This is a genomic window from Tetragenococcus solitarius NBRC 100494 (genome assembly GCF_001544195.1).
In the GTDB taxonomy this organism is placed as follows: Bacteria; Bacillota; Bacilli; order Lactobacillales; family Enterococcaceae; genus Tetragenococcus; species Tetragenococcus solitarius.
In genome coordinates this window covers 19,829-36,629 of the sequence record NZ_BCPY01000015.1, presented here as the reverse complement: position 1 = coordinate 36,629, position 16,801 = coordinate 19,829, and the positions used below count along the sequence as shown (strand labels likewise).

The following is a 16,801-nucleotide window of genomic DNA, read 5'->3' as shown; positions in this document are numbered from 1 at the left end:
TAAGGAGGAACACTAAATGAATTTGATTCCAACAGTAATTGAACAATCTTCCCACGGGGAAAGAGCGTATGATATTTATTCTCGCTTATTAAAAGACCGTATTATTATGTTAAGTGGTGAGGTGACAGATGACCTATCAAACTCCATCATTTCACAACTACTATTTTTGGATGCACAAGATTCAGAAAAAGATATCTATCTATATATTAATTCACCAGGTGGTAGTGTGACAGCTGGCTTTGCCATTTATGATACCATTAACTTCGTCAAAGCAGACGTACAAACAATCGTTTTAGGTATGGCTGCTTCTATGGGAAGCTTCTTACTAACAGCTGGTACTAAGGGCAAACGCTTTGCTTTACCAAATGCTGAAATTTTGATTCACCAACCATTAGGCGGTGCGCAAGGGCAAGCCACTGAAATTGAGATTGCTGCTCGTCATATCTTAAAAACACGTGATCGCTTAAATGAAATCTTGGCAGAACGTACAGGTCAACCAATTGATGTCATTAAACGCGATACCGACCGCGATAACTATATGACAGCTGAAGAAGCCAAAGAATATGGGTTAATTGATGAAATTATGACCAACAAATAAATAATAAATGAGGTGCTAGCTCCAATCTATTGAGCTAGCATCTTTTTTATGCCCATTAAATAACTGTTGTATTCAAATCGTCGTTAATTTTGTTGTTACGTAAAATGTTTTGTCATTGCCAAAAGCATAAGCGGTATTTTACCAAGCACCATTTTAGTAATCACTATATTTTCCGTTTAGATAGTCTTGCCCTAATTGGCAATAATGATCCACATTTTCTTTATTGGCTTTGATTTCTTCTGGTGTTAATTCACGGATAACTCTTGCTGGGCGTCCTAAAGCTAAGCTATTTGGCGGAATCACTGCTCCTTGAGTCACTAAAGAACCAGCACCAATCATACTATTCTCACCTACCACTACGTTATTCATAACAATCGAACCCATACCGATTAAAGCGCCGTCTTCAATTTTACAGTCATGCAACAGGCACTGATGACCTACAGTAATGTTATTACCAAGCACACAAGAAATATCATGATCAACATGAATCACCATTCCATCTTGAACATTCGTCCGATCTCCTACAAAAATAGGTGCGTAATCACCACGAAGCACACTGTTAAACCAAATCGTTACCTCTTTACCTAAAGTGACATCTCCAACAATTGTCGCGTTTTCTGCGATAAAATTTTTCATGATTTCTCCCTTCTAATCCAATTAAAATAAGGATATAAAATTATAAATGAGGGTTCCTTTATCAAACTTTCCTTCATTATTGTCAAAATGAAGGGAACTCTTTCGAACTTCCCTCGATTTTGAATAAAATAAGGGTTCCTTTGCCAAACTTCCCTTCTTTTCATCTAAAATGAAGGCTCCTTTGTTTAGCTTCCCTTCTTTTGTAAAGTATATCACATCACTTACTAGCAATAAAAAAACGACGCCAACTTTTTAGTCAGCGCCGTTCATTTATTTCTATTCTTGATCAGCAAATTGACTATTATACAAGTCTGCATAAAAGCCACCTTTAGCAAGTAAAGCATCATGCGTTCCTTGCTCGATAATAGAGCCATGATCCATGACTAAAATTAAATCCGCATCGCGAATTGTCGATAAACGGTGAGCAATAACAAAACTGGTTCGCCCTTTCATTACTTGATCCATTGCTTTTTGAATCAGTGCTTCTAGACGAGTATCTACCGAGCTAGTTGCTTCATCCAAAATCAAAATTTTAGGATCAGAAATGACTGCTCTTGCGATCGTCATTAATTGTTTTTGACCCAATGAGATATTATCCCCTTCAGAAGCGGTTTCCATATCATATCCTTCTGGTATCGTCCGAATAAAATGGTCTACATTAGCAGTCTTGGCTGCATCGACAACTTCATAATCTGTCGCATCTAATTTACCAAAACGAATATTATCTGCTATTGTTCCGCCGTACAGCCAAGCATCTTGCAATACCATACCGAACAACGAACGCACGTCACTACGATCCATTTCTTTTGTATCAATGCCATCAATTTTGATGGCTCCTTCGTCTACATCGTAAAAACGCATCAAAAGGTTGATGATCGTTGTTTTACCAGCGCCAGTCGGTCCGACAATGGCTACTGTCTGCCCTGCTTTTACACTAAAGTTTAGGTCTTCAATTAATGGTTCGTTAGACTTATAAGAAAAGCTTACATGATCAAATTCGACATTGCCTTCAACATGCTCAGGTAGAGCCACTTCATTTTCACTAGACTCTTCTTCGTCTTCATCTAAGACTTCAAATACACGTCGTGCAGAAGCTGAAGCACTTTGTAACATTGCAGATAGTTGCGTAATATTGCCCATTGGTTGACTAATTTGCCAAATATATTGAATAAAGGCCTGTAATTGTCCAACAACAATAGCTCCACTTAAGACAAACAAACTACCGACAACTGCAATCACAATATAAGTTAAATATGCAGTCGATTGAACAAGCGGCATCATAAGCCCAGAAATAAATTGCGCTTTAAAACCATTCTTTTTCACCGACTGATTAACTTTTTTAAAGTTTTCAGCAGTGTTGTGTTCCTGACCAAAAAGTTTAATCACATTAAAGCCGGTCATATGCTCTTGTACAAAACCGTTCATTTCACCTAAAGAGTTTTGCATACCATTAAAGTATTTTTGCGATTTTGAGATAACAAAGCGGGAAATAAAATAAGAAGCTGGCACCATAATCATCGCAGCAAGTGCCATATAAACATTAATATAAAACATCATCGAAAGAGATAATATGATACTTAAAAAGGCATTTACTAATTGCACTAACGATTGTTGTAAAGCTCCACTAACGACATCCACGTCATTGGTTACCCGAGAAAATACATTTCCTTGTTGGCGAGTATCAAAATAAGAAACAGGCAATCGATTAATTTTATGAGAAATATCTCTACGAAGGTCTTTCATAGCTGATTGCACGACACCTGTCATTAACAATCCAGCAGCCAATTGAGAGCCTCCATAACCGACCCCGATCATTACAATCGCAATCACTGTTTGTTTAATATAGTCAAAATTTATCGGATCTCCATTGGCAATATTTTTACTAATTTCTGTCGTTGGAAGTCCTGTTACATAAGGTAGTGCTGTATTAAAAATTACAGTTGCTACTACAAGAAACATCACCAAAATAAATTTAAATTTATAAGGTTTCAAATAATGACCCAATCGTTTTAAAGAGGAAAAAGCATTCATTGTTCTAACTCCTCCTTCGATAATTGAGACGAAGCAATGTCATAATAAACAGAGCTTGTTCTTAATAGCTCTTCGTGGGTTCCTTCCCCAACGACATTTCCTTCGTTCAATACAATAATTCGATCAGCATTCATAATCGTGCTGACACGTTGAGCGACAATTAATACAGTCGCATCAGTCGTCTCTTTTCCAATTCTTTCGCGTAATTTTGCATCTGTTGCAAAATCCAAAGCAGAAAAGCTATCATCAAATATATAAATCGCAGGTCTTCTAACCACTGCTCGAGCAATCGCTAAACGTTGTTTTTGTCCACCAGAGAAGTTGGCACCACCTTCAGAAATTCGCGTATCTAATCCATCAGGCAATTCAGAGACAAAATCGCTGGCTTGTGCGATGTCGATTGCTTCTTTCAACTCTTCGTCGGTGGCATCTTCATTGCCATAAAGCAAATTGTCGCGCAACGTGCCAGAAAATAGGACTGCACTTTGTGGGACATAACCGATTTTTTTGCGTAAAGCGTCGATATCATAATCACGAACATCAACACCATCCACTAGAATTTCACCCTCGCTGACGTCATATAGACGTGGAATGAGTTGAATAAGTGTCGATTTTCCGCTTCCTGTACTACCAATAAATGCCACTGTTTCACCGGGTTTTGCTGTAAAGTTCGCATCACGAACGACTGGTGATTCCGCATGTCCTGGATAAGCAAAAGTGACATCATTAAAAGCTAAATAACCATTTGTTTCTGTTTTTGTGACCCCATTTTCTTTATTATGAATAATTGATTCAGTATCCATTGCTTCTTGAATCCGATTAGCCGATACGGCTGCTCTTGGATACATCATAAAAATAGTAGAAAACATCATAAATGAAAACAATGCATGGAAAATATATTCAATAAAAGCAATCAAATTTCCAACTTCCAATGTTCCAGCATCGATTTGAATACTTCCTTGCCAAATAATATAAGCCATCACAATATTAAATAGAAAGAAGAATCCTGGTTGAGCTGAAGACATCAAACGAAATAAGTTTTTTGAACTTTTTTCATAAGCATCATTTACCTTAGCAAAACGATTCTCTTCAAAACGTTCATTAACGAATGCGCGAATCACTCGCAGTCCGGATAAATTTTCGCGTAAAATATTATTGATACGGTCAAGGTTGCTTTGTTGTTTTCTAGACAAAGGATTGGAAAAACCTGCGATGGCTACGACGCCAATCAATAGGAAAGGCAAAGCAATCAACACATACATTCCTAAACTTCCACTAGTCCGCAGTACCATATATAAACTTGCAATAAACATCATCGGTGTCATAAAACCTGTTCGCAAAAAGTTTTGCATGAACAACATAATTTGGTAAGCATCATTTGTTACCCGCGTAATTAATGAGGATACTCCTAATTGTTCATATTCGTTATGAGAATAATCTTGTATTTTCTCAAAAAGGTCTTGACGAATAGAGGCAGTGACATTTGTTGTAATACGTGTCATAAAATACCCCAACGAAATATTCATCAATACACCAACAATGACCACTGCTAACATGATTAATCCTATTTTTTTAATATAGGCATCATCATTATTGGCAACCCCTACATCAATCATTTGACTCAATAATGTAGGTAATCCTAGCTCAATAAGGATAAACCCGAAAACACAAATGAAATTAAAGAATAATAGCCCCTTATTTTTCAAGGTATAATGCATCATTAATTTCAAAATTATCCCCTCCTTTTTCTGTGCAATTACTTTAAAGATAGCACATAGCGATGAAAAAAGTAAAGAAAATGAGAAGCGAAATTAACAAGTTTTTTCAAAGGTCTTTTCATATACGTGTGTCAGCTTTTTTTGCTTATTATAATTTTTTTATTTTCATGTAATTTTCTTGTTTTTGATGGCGCATTTCTATACTTATTTTTATTTGTATGATAAACTATCAATGGACAATTGGTTACAGCTCAAAGGTGTACTATGTTATTTTATATATCCTATTAAGCTGCCAAAAACGGATTCTTATTGGATCAAAGAATACTTATTCATTTAAGTAAAAAAGTCAAATAAATATAATCGTTATAATAAAGGAGAACAGATACATGATTTACAAAGTTTTTTATCAAGAAACCAAAGAACGCAACCCTAAAAGAGAGCAAACACACTCTTTATATGTTGACGTTGAAAATGAAGTCGCAGCACGTCATGCTGTTGAAGAAAACACCCCATACAATATCGAATATATCCAAGAGTTAACTGGGAATCACTTGGAATATGAAAAAGAACAAGCTGATTTCCATATAACGGAGTTTTAGAATGAAGTTATCGCTAAAAAACAACGAAACAGGGGTTTTCGCTGTTGGCGGATTAGGTGAAATCGGGAAAAACTGCTATGGGGTGCAATTTCAAGACGAAATCATCTTGATTGACGCGGGAATTAAATTTCCAGAAGATGAATTACTTGGCATTGACTATGTAATTCCCGATTACAGTTACATTATTCAAAATATCCAAAAAGTAAAAGCTTTAGTGGTTACCCACGGTCATGAGGACCATATCGGGGGTATCCCTTATTTATTAAAAGAGGTAAATATTCCTATTTATGCCGGACCATTAGCTTTAGCTTTAATCACAAATAAATTAGACGAACACGGACTACTACGTGATGCAGATCTTCATGAAATTAATGAAGACACTGTAATTCGTTTTCGTAAAACTTCTGTCAGCTTCTTTCGAACAACTCACAGCATCCCCGATGCTTTAGGTGTTGTCGTTAAGACCCCGTCAGGAAACATCGTTGAAACTGGTGATTTTAAATTTGACTTTACACCAGTCGGCGAGCCAGCAAACCTTCATAAAATGGCAAAAGTTGGTGAAGAAGGCGTCCTTTGTTTACTTTCAGATAGTACAAACGCTGAAATTCCGACTTTTACTAAATCTGAAAAAACGATTGGTTCTTCTATCCTCAAAATCTTTGAGAAAGTAGAAGGACGGATTATTTTTGCTAGTTTTGCTTCCAATATTTTTCGTTTGCAACAAGCGGCAGAAGCTGCAGTTGCTTACGGGCGTAAGATTGCCGTTTTTGGTCGTAGCATGGAAAACGCGATTACCAATGGACAACGTCTTGGTTATATCAACGTTCCAGAAGGGACATTTGTTGATTCAAAAGAGTTGAATTCTTTACCGGCAGATAAGGTAATGATTTTATGTACAGGGTCTCAAGGCGAACCAATGGCAGCTTTAAGCCGGATTGCCAATGGCACTCATCGACAAATTCAAATTCAACCAGATGACACTGTGATCTTCTCTAGTTCACCAATTCCTGGAAATACAACCAGCGTGAACAATCTAATTAACTTGTTGCTAGAGTCAGGAGCTGAAGTTATTCATGGTAAAATCAACAATATCCATACTTCTGGACACGGAGGCCAAGAAGAACAAAAATTAATGTTGCGTTTGATGAAACCAAAATATTTTATGCCTATTCATGGTGAATTCCGTATGTTAAAAATTCACAGCCAATTAGCAGAAAATACCGGCGTGCCAAAAGAAAACTGTTTCTTAATGGAAAATGGAGATATGCTTGCATTAACTTCTGATTCCGCACGTCCTTGTGGTCATTTTAATGCAGGAGATGTGTATATCGATGGTAGTGGAATTGGCGATATTGGTAACATTGTCCTAAAAGACCGTCGCATCCTTTCTGAAGAAGGACTCGTAATCGCTGTAGCAACCATTGATAAAAAGAAAAAAGAAATTTTAGCAGGTCCTGACATACTTTCCCGTGGTTTTGTTTATATGCGTGAATCTGGTGAATTAATTAAAAAAGGACAAAATATCCTTTATAATGCTTTACGAGATGCATTAAACCAGTCAGATACCAGCGAATATAAATTAAGAGAAGCAATGAGCCAAGCACTACAGCCGTTTCTTATTGAACAAACACAACGACATCCGATGGTTTTATCTATGATTATGACACCAGATGACTAAACAAAAAGCAGTCCATTAAGTTGGACTGCTTTTTGTTTTGATGAATATTATGAAAAATTTTTGTAGTGTTCTAGATTTTCGCTTTTCTAGAGTTACTTGGTCAACCTTCCTCTCATCTTTCCTCTTTCTAAACTTACCTCATCTATTACAAACCTTTTCATTTTATAATAAGTTCATATGAATGAAAAAGGAGCTAGAAATATTAGTTCTTTCCAAATAAAAAAAGCCCTCGCAAATTTTATTGCAAGAGCTTTTCCTGTCAGTTTAATTTTTAAAGCATGATTCGTTTTAAACTATGCTTTTACAACGTTAACTGCTTGAGGACCACGATCTGATTCTTCAACATCAAATGTTACAGATTGTCCTTCTTCTAAAGTTTTAAAGCCTTCTTCTTGAATTGCTGAAAAGTGGACAAACACGTCACTTCCGTCTTCACGAGAGATAAACCCATAACCTTTTTCTGCATTAAACCATTTTACTGTACCTTGTTCCATTTCAAGTTTCCTCCTCGTGCGTTAGCACTTTATAAAATTGTAACATTGCTCGTACTACGTTAGAGACAGGTAACTGTGTGCCACTTCCATTTTCCAAACAAAATTACATTCACTATTTTACCCCTGAATACGTTTTTTTGCAAGTAAAAACTATTCGCAAATGATTAATTCCAAAAGCCTTCTTCTCGTAAGCTCACGTATTTTTCGTTGCCGATGACTAAATGATCTAATATTTCAATTCCCATCATTTCTCCGCATTGTTTCAATCTTTTAGTAAATTGTCGATCATTTTCTGAAGGTGTTGGGTCTCCGCTGGGATGATTGTGCGAGCATATAATACGAGCTGCACTGCAACGGACCGCTTCACGAAAAATCTCTCGCGGATGCGCAACAGCTTGGTTTACTGACCCGACAAATAATGTTTTGCGAAAGATGATTTCATTTTTCGTATTTAAGTATAAACAGATAAGATGTTCTTGAGTAAAATCTTTCATTTCACTCATCAATTGTTGTGCCAAGTCAAAACTCGTTACCACTTTCCCATACTTTGGCTGATTCGCACGTTGGATACGACAGCCCAATTCAATCATAGCTTTTAGCTCAATGGATTTAATCTGTCCTACGCCAGAAATCTTTTGCAACTCAGTTAGACTAGCATTCTTTAACTCATATAAGCTGGGAAAAGTCGTTAAAATGATAGCAGATAGTTCCATTACACTGTACTTTTTTGAGCCAGTACGTAGTAAAATAGCCAACAATTCTTGATTTGAAAGTGCCTGTACACCATATTCTAATAGTCGTTCACGGGGAAGGGAACTTAGTGGTATTTTACTTTTTTCCATAAAAAAGCCTCCTTTGCGTACTTACACTAATAAATACGCAAAAAGGTTCCAATTATTTTTCTAAAATGGAAGAAACTTCATTTAATGACGGCAAGACAGCGATTGTTTTTTCCTTAATCGCAGGTGTAGGTGCGATTAAGTCAGGCACCATGATAACATCAATCCCTGCTTGATCTGCCGCTAATATGCCATTTTTCGAATCTTCTAATATAAGTAAATTTTCCTTAGGAAAAGAAAAACGCTCCGAAGCAATCTCGAAAATCTCAGGATCCGGTTTCGCTTTTGTTACATCTTCAAAAGAAATAATATGAGAAAAATCATCTAATAACTGATTCTTTTCTAAAAGGATATTAATAATTTTACGTTGATTGCTAGAAGCAACACAACGTTGAATACCCTTTTCTTTTAGATAATTCAATAATTCTTTTAAGCCTGGTTTTATGTCAGCAGCGCCAGATTCAAATAACTCTACCGCACGGTCAAATGAATCATTAATGAAAGTATTCACCGTCTGTTCACCAAAAAATGGATCATACATTTCATGATAAGCTTGCCAAACTTCTTCATCCGAAACGCCAATATATTTTTCATAAGTGGCAAAGTCATAAAAAATGCCCATCCTATCTGCAACCGCTTGTGTTGCTTTATAGTAAAGAGACTCAGTGTCAAACATCAAACCGTCCATATCAAAAATAATTCCTTGTATACTCTGCATAGTATCCTCCTGCTTAAGAATTAAGTTCTTTAATTAATTTTCGCACTTCTGCTACAAAATAAAGAGAGCCTGTTACTAAGACCATATCATCGCTTGAAATTTTTTCTAAAATATTGGCTAATCCAAATTGCCATAATGAAACAACGTTAATTCTTTTTTCGTTAATTTGCTGGTAATTTTTTTCTAATCGAAGAGCACCTGCATAATCAAAATTTGTTAAATAAATATCCGCATTAGGAATTTCTAATAGCTGCTCAAGCATACTTGTCACATTTTTTCGTTCTAGAGCGGAAAAAAGTACATAAATATGTCGATCTTTAAATTCCTTATTGATATTTTCCACCAGCCGCTTCATCGCCTGTTCATTATGAGCCCCATCGAGTACGATTAAAGGATCTTGACTGATTCTTTCCATTCTAGCTGGCCAACACGTATTTAACAGTCCATTTTTAATATCTTTTTCATCAAAGGGAATTTTTTTCAACTGGCAAACTAAATAAAAAAGTTGAATAGCTACCGCAGCATTTTCTGTCTGATGTTTTCCCAGTAAAGAGGTATCTAGCTTCGTGATTTTTCCATTCTCATTATAAAAGTCAAATTGTTCACCCCACTTAGAATGAGGTCCCCTATAATTCATTTGGTAACTTTCATTAAAATGATAAACCTTTGCTTGTTGTTTTTGAGCGGTATCATCGATAACAGCAAGTGCATTTTCGCTGATATTTCCCGTAACAACAGGAATCCCTTTTTTTATAATGCCCGCTTTTTGTGCAGCAATTTTTTCAATCGTATCGCCTAGTACCTGTTCATGATCCATACCAATGGTCGTAATAGCTGTCAGTATGGGAGAAACAACATTTGTACTGTCATACAAACCGCCTAAGCCAACTTCAACAACAGCGATATCAATTTTTTCTTCCTTAAAGTATAAAAAAGCCGCCGCTGTTAATAGTTCAAATTCGGTAATTTCAAACAGTACACTATTTGACTCTGCTGAATTTACGATGGGTTGAATTTTTTGCACAATGCTCAACAAAACTTCATCAGAAATTGGCCTGCCATTAATAGCAATTCGTTCATTAAGCACTTCAATATAAGGTGAAGTGAAGGTGCCCACGGTTAATCCGGTTTCTTGGAGCATAGAAGATAAGAAACTAACGGTTGAACCTTTGCCATTGGTACCGGCAATATGCACAACCGAAAGCTCTTTTTCTGGATGGCCAAGTTCGTCTAGTAAGGCATTAATTCGCTGTAACCCTGGCTTTGAACCGAATTTTTGTCGACTTTCAATAAACTGGATAGCTTCTTCTACTGTTTTTGTCACATCATTTCACCTCAAGTTGTATTATAACAAATCCCTTTCTTACATACTATGAGAAATAATAAGAAAAGGACTTGTGACATAACTTCCTTTAATAATAAAATATCCGAACTATAAGTGAGATTAATCCTATGGTTTCTCGTCGCAAATTCACGACAATTAGGGAATATCACCAAATATAGTTCGAATATTCTATCTTGTCTTTACTTATGTCACAGTCCTTTTCAAGTTATTGGTCGATTTGCTGCAATTGTTCAATCCGCTCTTTGACTGTTTGTTGTTTTTCGAGATAACCTGCTTGCTTGTCACGCTCACTTTGTACCACTTCTGCCGGAGCATTGGCTACAAATCGTTCATTAGCAAGCTTTCCTTCAGTACGTTTAACTTCTTTGTTCCATTTTTCTAATTCTTTTTCCAAACGGTTCAATTCTTCTTTAACATCAATCAAACCAGCTAATGGCAAGTAAATATTAGCTCCTGTTAATACAGCTGTCATTGCTAATTCCGGCGGCTCGAGTTGGCTATCGATAACCAGTTTTTCTGGATTACAGAAACGGTCAATATAGTTTTTATTTTCTTGCAAAAATTCTTCAATGGCCTGATCACTCGTTTGAATAAGCAGAGTTACTGGTTTTGAAATTGGGGTATTTACTTCTGCGCGAATATTACGAACAGAGCGAATTAATTCCATCAATACACCCATGCCTTTGGCGGCTTTCTCATCATTAAATTCCGGATGTACGACCGGATATTGTGCTGTTACCAGTGAACTTCCTTCATGCGGTAATTGTTCCCAAATTTCCTCTGTTACGAAAGGCATGATGGGATGTAGTAGTCGTAAAATTTGGTCTAGCACATAAACAAGGACACTTTTATTGGTTTGTTGCGCTTTTTTGTCTGAACCATAAAGTGTTTCTTTGCTCATTTCAATATACCAGTCGCAAAAATCATCCCAAATAAAATTGTACAACTGACGGCCTGCTTCACCAAATTCAAAGCGATCGAATAACTCTGTCACCCTTTTCACCGTTTCATTTAAGCGAGTCAAAATCCAGCGGTCAGCAACTGATTTTTCGCCGCTAAGGTCGATATCTTCTACACTCATACCTTCGACGTTCATTAAAACAAAACGAGCGGCATTCCAAATTTTATTAATGAAATTCCAAGCAGCATCCATTTTTTCATAACTAAAACGGACATCTTGTCCTGGTGTAGAACCATTGGATAAAAACCAACGCAAAGCGTCAGCTCCATATTGATCAATCACTTCCATCGGATCAATCCCATTGCCTAAGGATTTACTCATCTTACGTCCTTGGGAATCGCGAATGAGTCCATGGACTAAGACATTTTCAAATGGACGTTGGTCCGTAAATTCTAAGCTTTGGAAAATCATACGGCTCACCCAAAAAGAAATAATATCGTAACCTGTGACTAAGGTGTTGGTTGGGAAATAACGTTGATATAATTTATTTTCAGTATCGGGCCAGCCTAAAGTTGAAAACGGCCACAAAGCAGAACTAAACCATGTGTCTAAAACATCTTCATCTTGTACCCAATTTTGGCTATCTTCAGGGGCTTGCATCCCTACATAAACTTCCCCTGTTTCTTTATGATACCAAGCTGGAATTTGGTGGCCCCACCATAATTGACGTGAGATGACCCAGTCATGAATATTTTCCATCCAGCGTAAGAACGTCTGATTAAACCGTGGTGGGTAAAAATCGACGGCCTGTTCAGTTGCTTGGTTATCAATAGCCTGTTGCGCCAAAGGTTGCATTTTTACAAACCATTGTTTAGACAAACGAGGTTCTACTACGGCATCACTACGTTCAGAATGTCCTACACTATGCACCATTTTTTCTACTTTAACTAGACGTCCTAATTGCTCTAAGTCAGAAACAATCGCTTTTCTAGCTTCAAAACGGTCCATTCCAGCATATTTACCAGCATGCTCATTCATCGTACCATCATCATTCATGACGTTCACGCGCGGTAAATCATGACGATTTCCTACTTCAAAGTCGTTGGGATCATGAGCTGGCGTAATTTTCACTACACCTGTCCCAAATTCACGGTCAACATATTCATCTGCAACAATAGGAATTTCGCGATCCATTAAAGGCAAAATCGCTTTTTTGCCGATGAATTGTTGATAACGTTCATCTTCTGGATGCACAGCGACTGCCGTATCACCAAGCATAGTTTCTGGACGGGTTGTAGCAATCTCCACTGTGCCAGTGCCATCAGCTAAAGGATAAGTCATATGATAAAAAGCACCTTCATCATCTTTATGAATAACTTCAATATCGGATAAAGCGGTTTGTGCGACCGGATCCCAATTAATGATGTATTCTCCGCGATAAATTAGCCCTTTTTCATATAACTGAACAAATACCGTCCGTACAGCTTTTGACAGGCCGTCATCTAAGGTAAAACGTTCATTTTCATAATCCAGAGATAAACCTAACTTTGCCCACTGTTCTCTAATATGTTGCGCATACTCTTCTTTCCAATCCCAGACTTGGTCAATGAATTTTTCTCGTCCTAAATCATAGCGAGAGATTCCCTGTTCTTTTAATTTCGCTTCAACTTTCGTCTGGGTAGCAATCCCGGCATGGTCCATTCCCGGAAGCCATAAAGTATCAAAACCTTGCATCCGTTTTTGTCGGATAATCACATCTTGTAAAGTAGTATCCCAAGCATGACCTAAATGCAACTTGCCAGTAACATTAGGCGGTGGGATAACCACTGAATAAGGCTTGGCCTTTTGATTACCGCTTGGCTTAAATAAGTCTTGTTTTAACCACGCTTCATAACGCCCGCTTTCCACTTCTTGCGGATTGTATTTTTTAGATAATTGTTTTTTTGACACTTTGTTCCCTCCTTAGATTAAATAAAGTAACTATAGTTTGCTTTTCTCGCGTATTTCTCATTATTTTGCCACATGTATTCAAGGTCCGAATAACAAATCGACAAGGCATTAAAAAGCAAATTTTTAGATTTCTTTAGCCGCTAAATCGTAGTGATTCGGTTTGGGGAACTACGCTCGTTCCTCTCGCCTAGTACTGTTCATCTCTTCGCTTGTCGCTTCGATCTCATCAAGGTCTAAGCGACAAGTCGCTAAGGCCTTGAAGGATCTTCTCTTAGCTCCCCTTGGTCGCTAAATCGTAGTGATTCACAGCAAAAAGCCCTAAGATAAATATTATCTTAGGGCGCTTATTTACGCGGTACCACCTAAATTGCAGGCTTTATACTCTGCCACTTGTTAAGTGATTTAACGGTCACGACTCGTTTGATTCTACTTTTTTCAAATCAAAAACATACAAGCTACCTTCACTAGTGACTGATGAAAATTTTACAGCCTAGAATTTTCTCTCTAGAATCAGTTGAACTAGCTACTCCTCTTGATTATTGTCTTTTTTATTTTACAATGCACTTTTTTTAAAGTCAACTTAAATCAGAGCTTTTGCTTCTTCCAGTGCTTTTTGATAATCTGGTTCATCAGACATTTCAGGAACAAATTCCTCATAAGTAATGGTGCCGTTTTGGTCAAGTACAAAGATGCTGCGAGTGAATTTATCTGCTTCTGGAATATAAAGGTTATACGTTTTACCAAATGTGTTTTCTGGATCATGTAACATGATCATATCCACGCCCTCTTGACCACACCATTTGGCTTGGTCCTCTTTCGTATTATTCGAGATAGTTACAAAGTTAATATCTTCCAGTTGACTAGCTTCTTGATTAAAACGCTTGGTCTGCAAAGCGCATACCCGCGTATTGATATCAGGAACAACACTGATAATCGTCGGTTTTCCATTATCAAAATCTTCCAATGTGTAGGTACGGTCTTGTAAATCATTTAAAGAAAATGATGCTGCTTTATCTCCAACTGCGGGTTGTTGTCCAGGTACCTCTAATTCTTCACCTTTACGTGTAATAATCATATTTTTCTCTCCTTACTATTTCCCTGTTAATTTTAAACGAAAATTCGTTATAACATACTAACAGTATAAAGTAGCCAAAAGAAATTATAAAAAAATATGCTTATGAGGTAATAGCAAGTGGTGTATCTTTATAATTACGGTCAAAAAAGAGTAGTGTTAGTAATTCAGTTGTTAAATCGATATAACGCATATTGATATTGCTTGGTACCTCAACGCGATCTGGAGCAAAGTTTAATATTGCTGTAATACCACTATTTACCACTGTATCAATTGCTTCTTGAGCGTGTTCGCTAGGCACAGTAGATATAGCAACTTTAACGTTTTTTTCTCGTGTTACTCGTTCAAAATCTTCCATACTATAAACATAAAACCCCGCAATCGTCTGGCCGATAATTTCTGGATCAGTATCAAACACACAGGAGATAATAAGATTTTGATTACGACGAAAATTATTATTCGCTAGAGCTTTCCCTAAATTACCAAATCCAACAATCGCCATATGGCTCGTTTCGTTACTATCTAAAATATCACTAAACACTTTGATTAAAAATGTAACATCATAGCCATAACCGCTACGACCCAACTCTCCTAAATAAGAGAAATCGCGTCGTATCGTAGCAGATGGAACCTGCGTAATTTCAGCAAGCTCTTTTGATTTAATCCGCACTACGCCTTTTGCATCCAAAATAGTTAAGTTTCTTAAATATAAGGGAAGTCTTTTGGCTGTAGCACGGGGTATTTTTTTCTTATTATAGCGTTCCACTTCCTAGCCTCCTTGTTAACTTGTTCACATAAAAGTGTACCATGCTTGCTTTTTTTTAGCAACTGAGAGCTAAGCACTACACTGTATCCGGGTCTCATTGACAGTCTGCTATTTATAATAGTTTCACAGAAAAAGCAGCCCATTTTTTACATGAGCCGCTTTTTGTCTCTATTTATTACTATTTTAGAGTAACTTCACCCGTCTCGCTCTAGTTTTCCTTATCGCTAGGTCCTTTTTACAATAATTCAGCAAATTCATCTTCTTGCTCTTGCGCACTTGATGGGACAATTTTTTCGATTTTGATATTTTCTAGAGCACGCTGTACTAAACCATCAATATCAAGCCTTTCTTCGTATTGTTTTACTTTATCCAAATGTGGTTTTGTTTTAGGTTGTGGTGGCGCAAAAATTGTACAGCAATCTTCAAAAGGTTGGATGGACAAATCAAAAGTATCGATTTTTTGCGCAGTATCAATAATCTCTAACTTATCCATTGTCGCAACTGGACGGATAATTGGCGTATTCGTTACTTCATTAATAGCTACCATGCTTTGTAGCGTTTGAGAAGCTACTTGGCCCAAAGATTCTCCATTTAAAATAACCAAGCCACGACGTAGCTGCCGGATTTCATCTGTTAGTCGCAACATCATCCGACGAGTTAAAGTCATCCAGTAACCTTGAGGTACATGATTTTTGATTTCTTCTTGCACTTCAGTAAAAGGAACTTCAATAAATTGGATTTGTCCTACATACGGCGCAAGTTTTGCTGTTAAATCTTTTGCTTTTTGCAAGGCTTGTTCGCTGGTATAAGGTGGACTGGCAAAATGGACTGCCTCAATTTCTACGCCGCGCTTCATTGCCATAAAACCTGCAACGGGGGAATCAATTCCACCTGAAAGCATCAACATTCCCTTCCCGCTTGTACCAACAGGCAAACCGGTTGCTCCGGAAATCGTTTTGTAAGATAAGAAAGCGCCATTGCTACGAATTTCTACCCGCAAGTTAATATCCGGCTTTTTCATCTGCACTTTAATGTCCGGAAACTGTTCAATAACGGCATCAGCTACTGTGACATTCAATTCATTACTCGTCTGTTCAAATGTATGATCGCTACGTTTAGCCGTTACTTTAAAGGTCTCTTCTCCAGTGTAAATTTCACTGACCATTTCTCTAGCACATCTTTTAATCTCTCCAATATCTTTTGCTACACGGATACTTGGAGAAAAATTTTGGATACCAAAAACCTTTTGCAACTTAGGAATAATCAAGTCACTATCTTCGCCATTTAAAACTAAGTGCATGCGATCGCGATCCGCATGAATTTTTACATTCGAAAAATCAACGAGCGCTTGGCGGACATTTGCTGCAAGCCGCATGATAAACGAGCCTCGATTTTTCCCTTTGGTCGATAGCTCGCCATAGCGAACCATGATTTCAGAATATTTCACAAAAACACC

The 16,801-nt window shown here is 37.2% G+C and carries 14 protein-coding genes and 1 other annotated feature; of the genes, 3 read left to right on the top strand and 11 right to left on the bottom strand.

Annotation, left to right across the window (positions count from 1 at the left end; genetic code table 11):
- The first annotated feature begins 16 nt into the window (after positions 1-16).
- On the top strand, positions 17-598 hold the full coding sequence (clpP, locus tag TS1_RS06110) for an ATP-dependent Clp endopeptidase proteolytic subunit ClpP (RefSeq protein ID WP_068708858.1): 582 nt from the start codon (positions 17-19) through the stop codon (positions 596-598).
- A gap of 153 nt (positions 599-751) precedes the next feature.
- On the opposite strand, the gene TS1_RS06105 is transcribed toward clpP, so the two are convergent.
- The 3 genes from TS1_RS06105 to TS1_RS06095 all read right to left on the bottom strand — a co-directional run bounded on the left by TS1_RS06105 (position 752) and on the right by TS1_RS06095 (position 4,995).
- The gene (locus TS1_RS06105; protein WP_068708856.1) at positions 752-1,234 is read right to left on the bottom strand and encodes a gamma carbonic anhydrase family protein; all 483 of its coding nucleotides are present in this window, start codon (positions 1,232-1,234) and stop codon (positions 752-754) included.
- A 276-nt stretch (positions 1,235-1,510) separates the two neighbouring features.
- A complete protein-coding gene (locus tag TS1_RS06100; RefSeq protein ID WP_068708854.1) occupies positions 1,511-3,265 on the bottom strand; it encodes an ABC transporter ATP-binding protein in 1,755 nt (584 codons plus the stop codon).
- Positions 3,262-4,995: an ABC transporter ATP-binding protein gene (locus tag TS1_RS06095; RefSeq protein ID WP_068708852.1), complete on the bottom strand. Its 1,734-nt coding sequence runs from the start codon at positions 4,993-4,995 to the stop codon at positions 3,262-3,264. The genes TS1_RS06100 and TS1_RS06095 overlap by 4 nt, the downstream gene beginning before the upstream one ends.
- Positions 4,996-5,369: 374 nt before the next feature.
- On the opposite strand from TS1_RS06095, the gene TS1_RS06090 reads away from it, so the two are divergent.
- Positions 5,370-5,582, top strand: coding sequence for a DNA-directed RNA polymerase subunit epsilon (locus TS1_RS06090; protein WP_068708850.1), 213 nt, complete (start codon positions 5,370-5,372; stop codon positions 5,580-5,582).
- 1 nt (position 5,583) lies between these two features.
- Entirely contained in the window at positions 5,584-7,260 is a 1,677-nt protein-coding gene (gene rnjA, locus TS1_RS06085; protein WP_068708849.1) for a ribonuclease J1, read from the top strand.
- 293 nt (positions 7,261-7,553) lie between these two features.
- On the opposite strand, the gene TS1_RS06080 is transcribed toward rnjA, so the two are convergent.
- The 8 genes from TS1_RS06080 to thiI all read right to left on the bottom strand — a co-directional run bounded on the left by TS1_RS06080 (position 7,554) and on the right by thiI (position 16,792).
- Positions 7,554-7,754, bottom strand: a complete 201-nt coding sequence (locus TS1_RS06080; RefSeq protein ID WP_068708847.1) for a cold-shock protein — start codon at positions 7,752-7,754, stop codon at positions 7,554-7,556.
- Positions 7,755-7,918: 164 nt separating this feature from the next.
- Positions 7,919-8,596, bottom strand: a complete 678-nt coding sequence (gene radC, locus TS1_RS06075) for a RadC family protein (protein ID WP_068708845.1) — start codon at positions 8,594-8,596, stop codon at positions 7,919-7,921.
- A gap of 52 nt (positions 8,597-8,648) precedes the next feature.
- Positions 8,649-9,311 carry an HAD family hydrolase gene (locus TS1_RS06070; protein ID WP_068708843.1) on the bottom strand — a complete coding sequence of 221 codons (663 nt, stop codon included), beginning with the start codon at positions 9,309-9,311 and terminating at the stop codon, positions 8,649-8,651.
- A 13-nt stretch (positions 9,312-9,324) separates the two neighbouring features.
- Positions 9,325-10,635: a bifunctional folylpolyglutamate synthase/dihydrofolate synthase gene (locus TS1_RS06065; RefSeq protein WP_068708841.1), complete on the bottom strand. Its 1,311-nt coding sequence runs from the start codon at positions 10,633-10,635 to the stop codon at positions 9,325-9,327.
- 226 nt (positions 10,636-10,861) lie between these two features.
- A complete protein-coding gene (locus tag TS1_RS06060) occupies positions 10,862-13,507 on the bottom strand; it encodes a valine--tRNA ligase (protein ID WP_068708839.1) in 2,646 nt (881 codons plus the stop codon).
- 333 nt (positions 13,508-13,840) lie between these two features.
- Positions 13,841-14,056, bottom strand: a binding site (T-box leader).
- A gap of 31 nt (positions 14,057-14,087) precedes the next feature.
- Entirely contained in the window at positions 14,088-14,582 is a 495-nt protein-coding gene (tpx, locus tag TS1_RS06055; protein WP_068708837.1) for a thiol peroxidase, read from the bottom strand.
- Between the two features lie 100 nt (positions 14,583-14,682).
- Entirely contained in the window at positions 14,683-15,345 is a 663-nt protein-coding gene (locus TS1_RS06050) for a redox-sensing transcriptional repressor Rex (RefSeq protein WP_068708835.1), read from the bottom strand.
- Positions 15,346-15,580: 235 nt separating this feature from the next.
- Positions 15,581-16,792, bottom strand: a complete 1,212-nt coding sequence (gene thiI, locus TS1_RS06045) for a tRNA uracil 4-sulfurtransferase ThiI (protein ID WP_068708833.1) — start codon at positions 16,790-16,792, stop codon at positions 15,581-15,583.
- Positions 16,793-16,801: the final 9 nt, after the last annotated feature.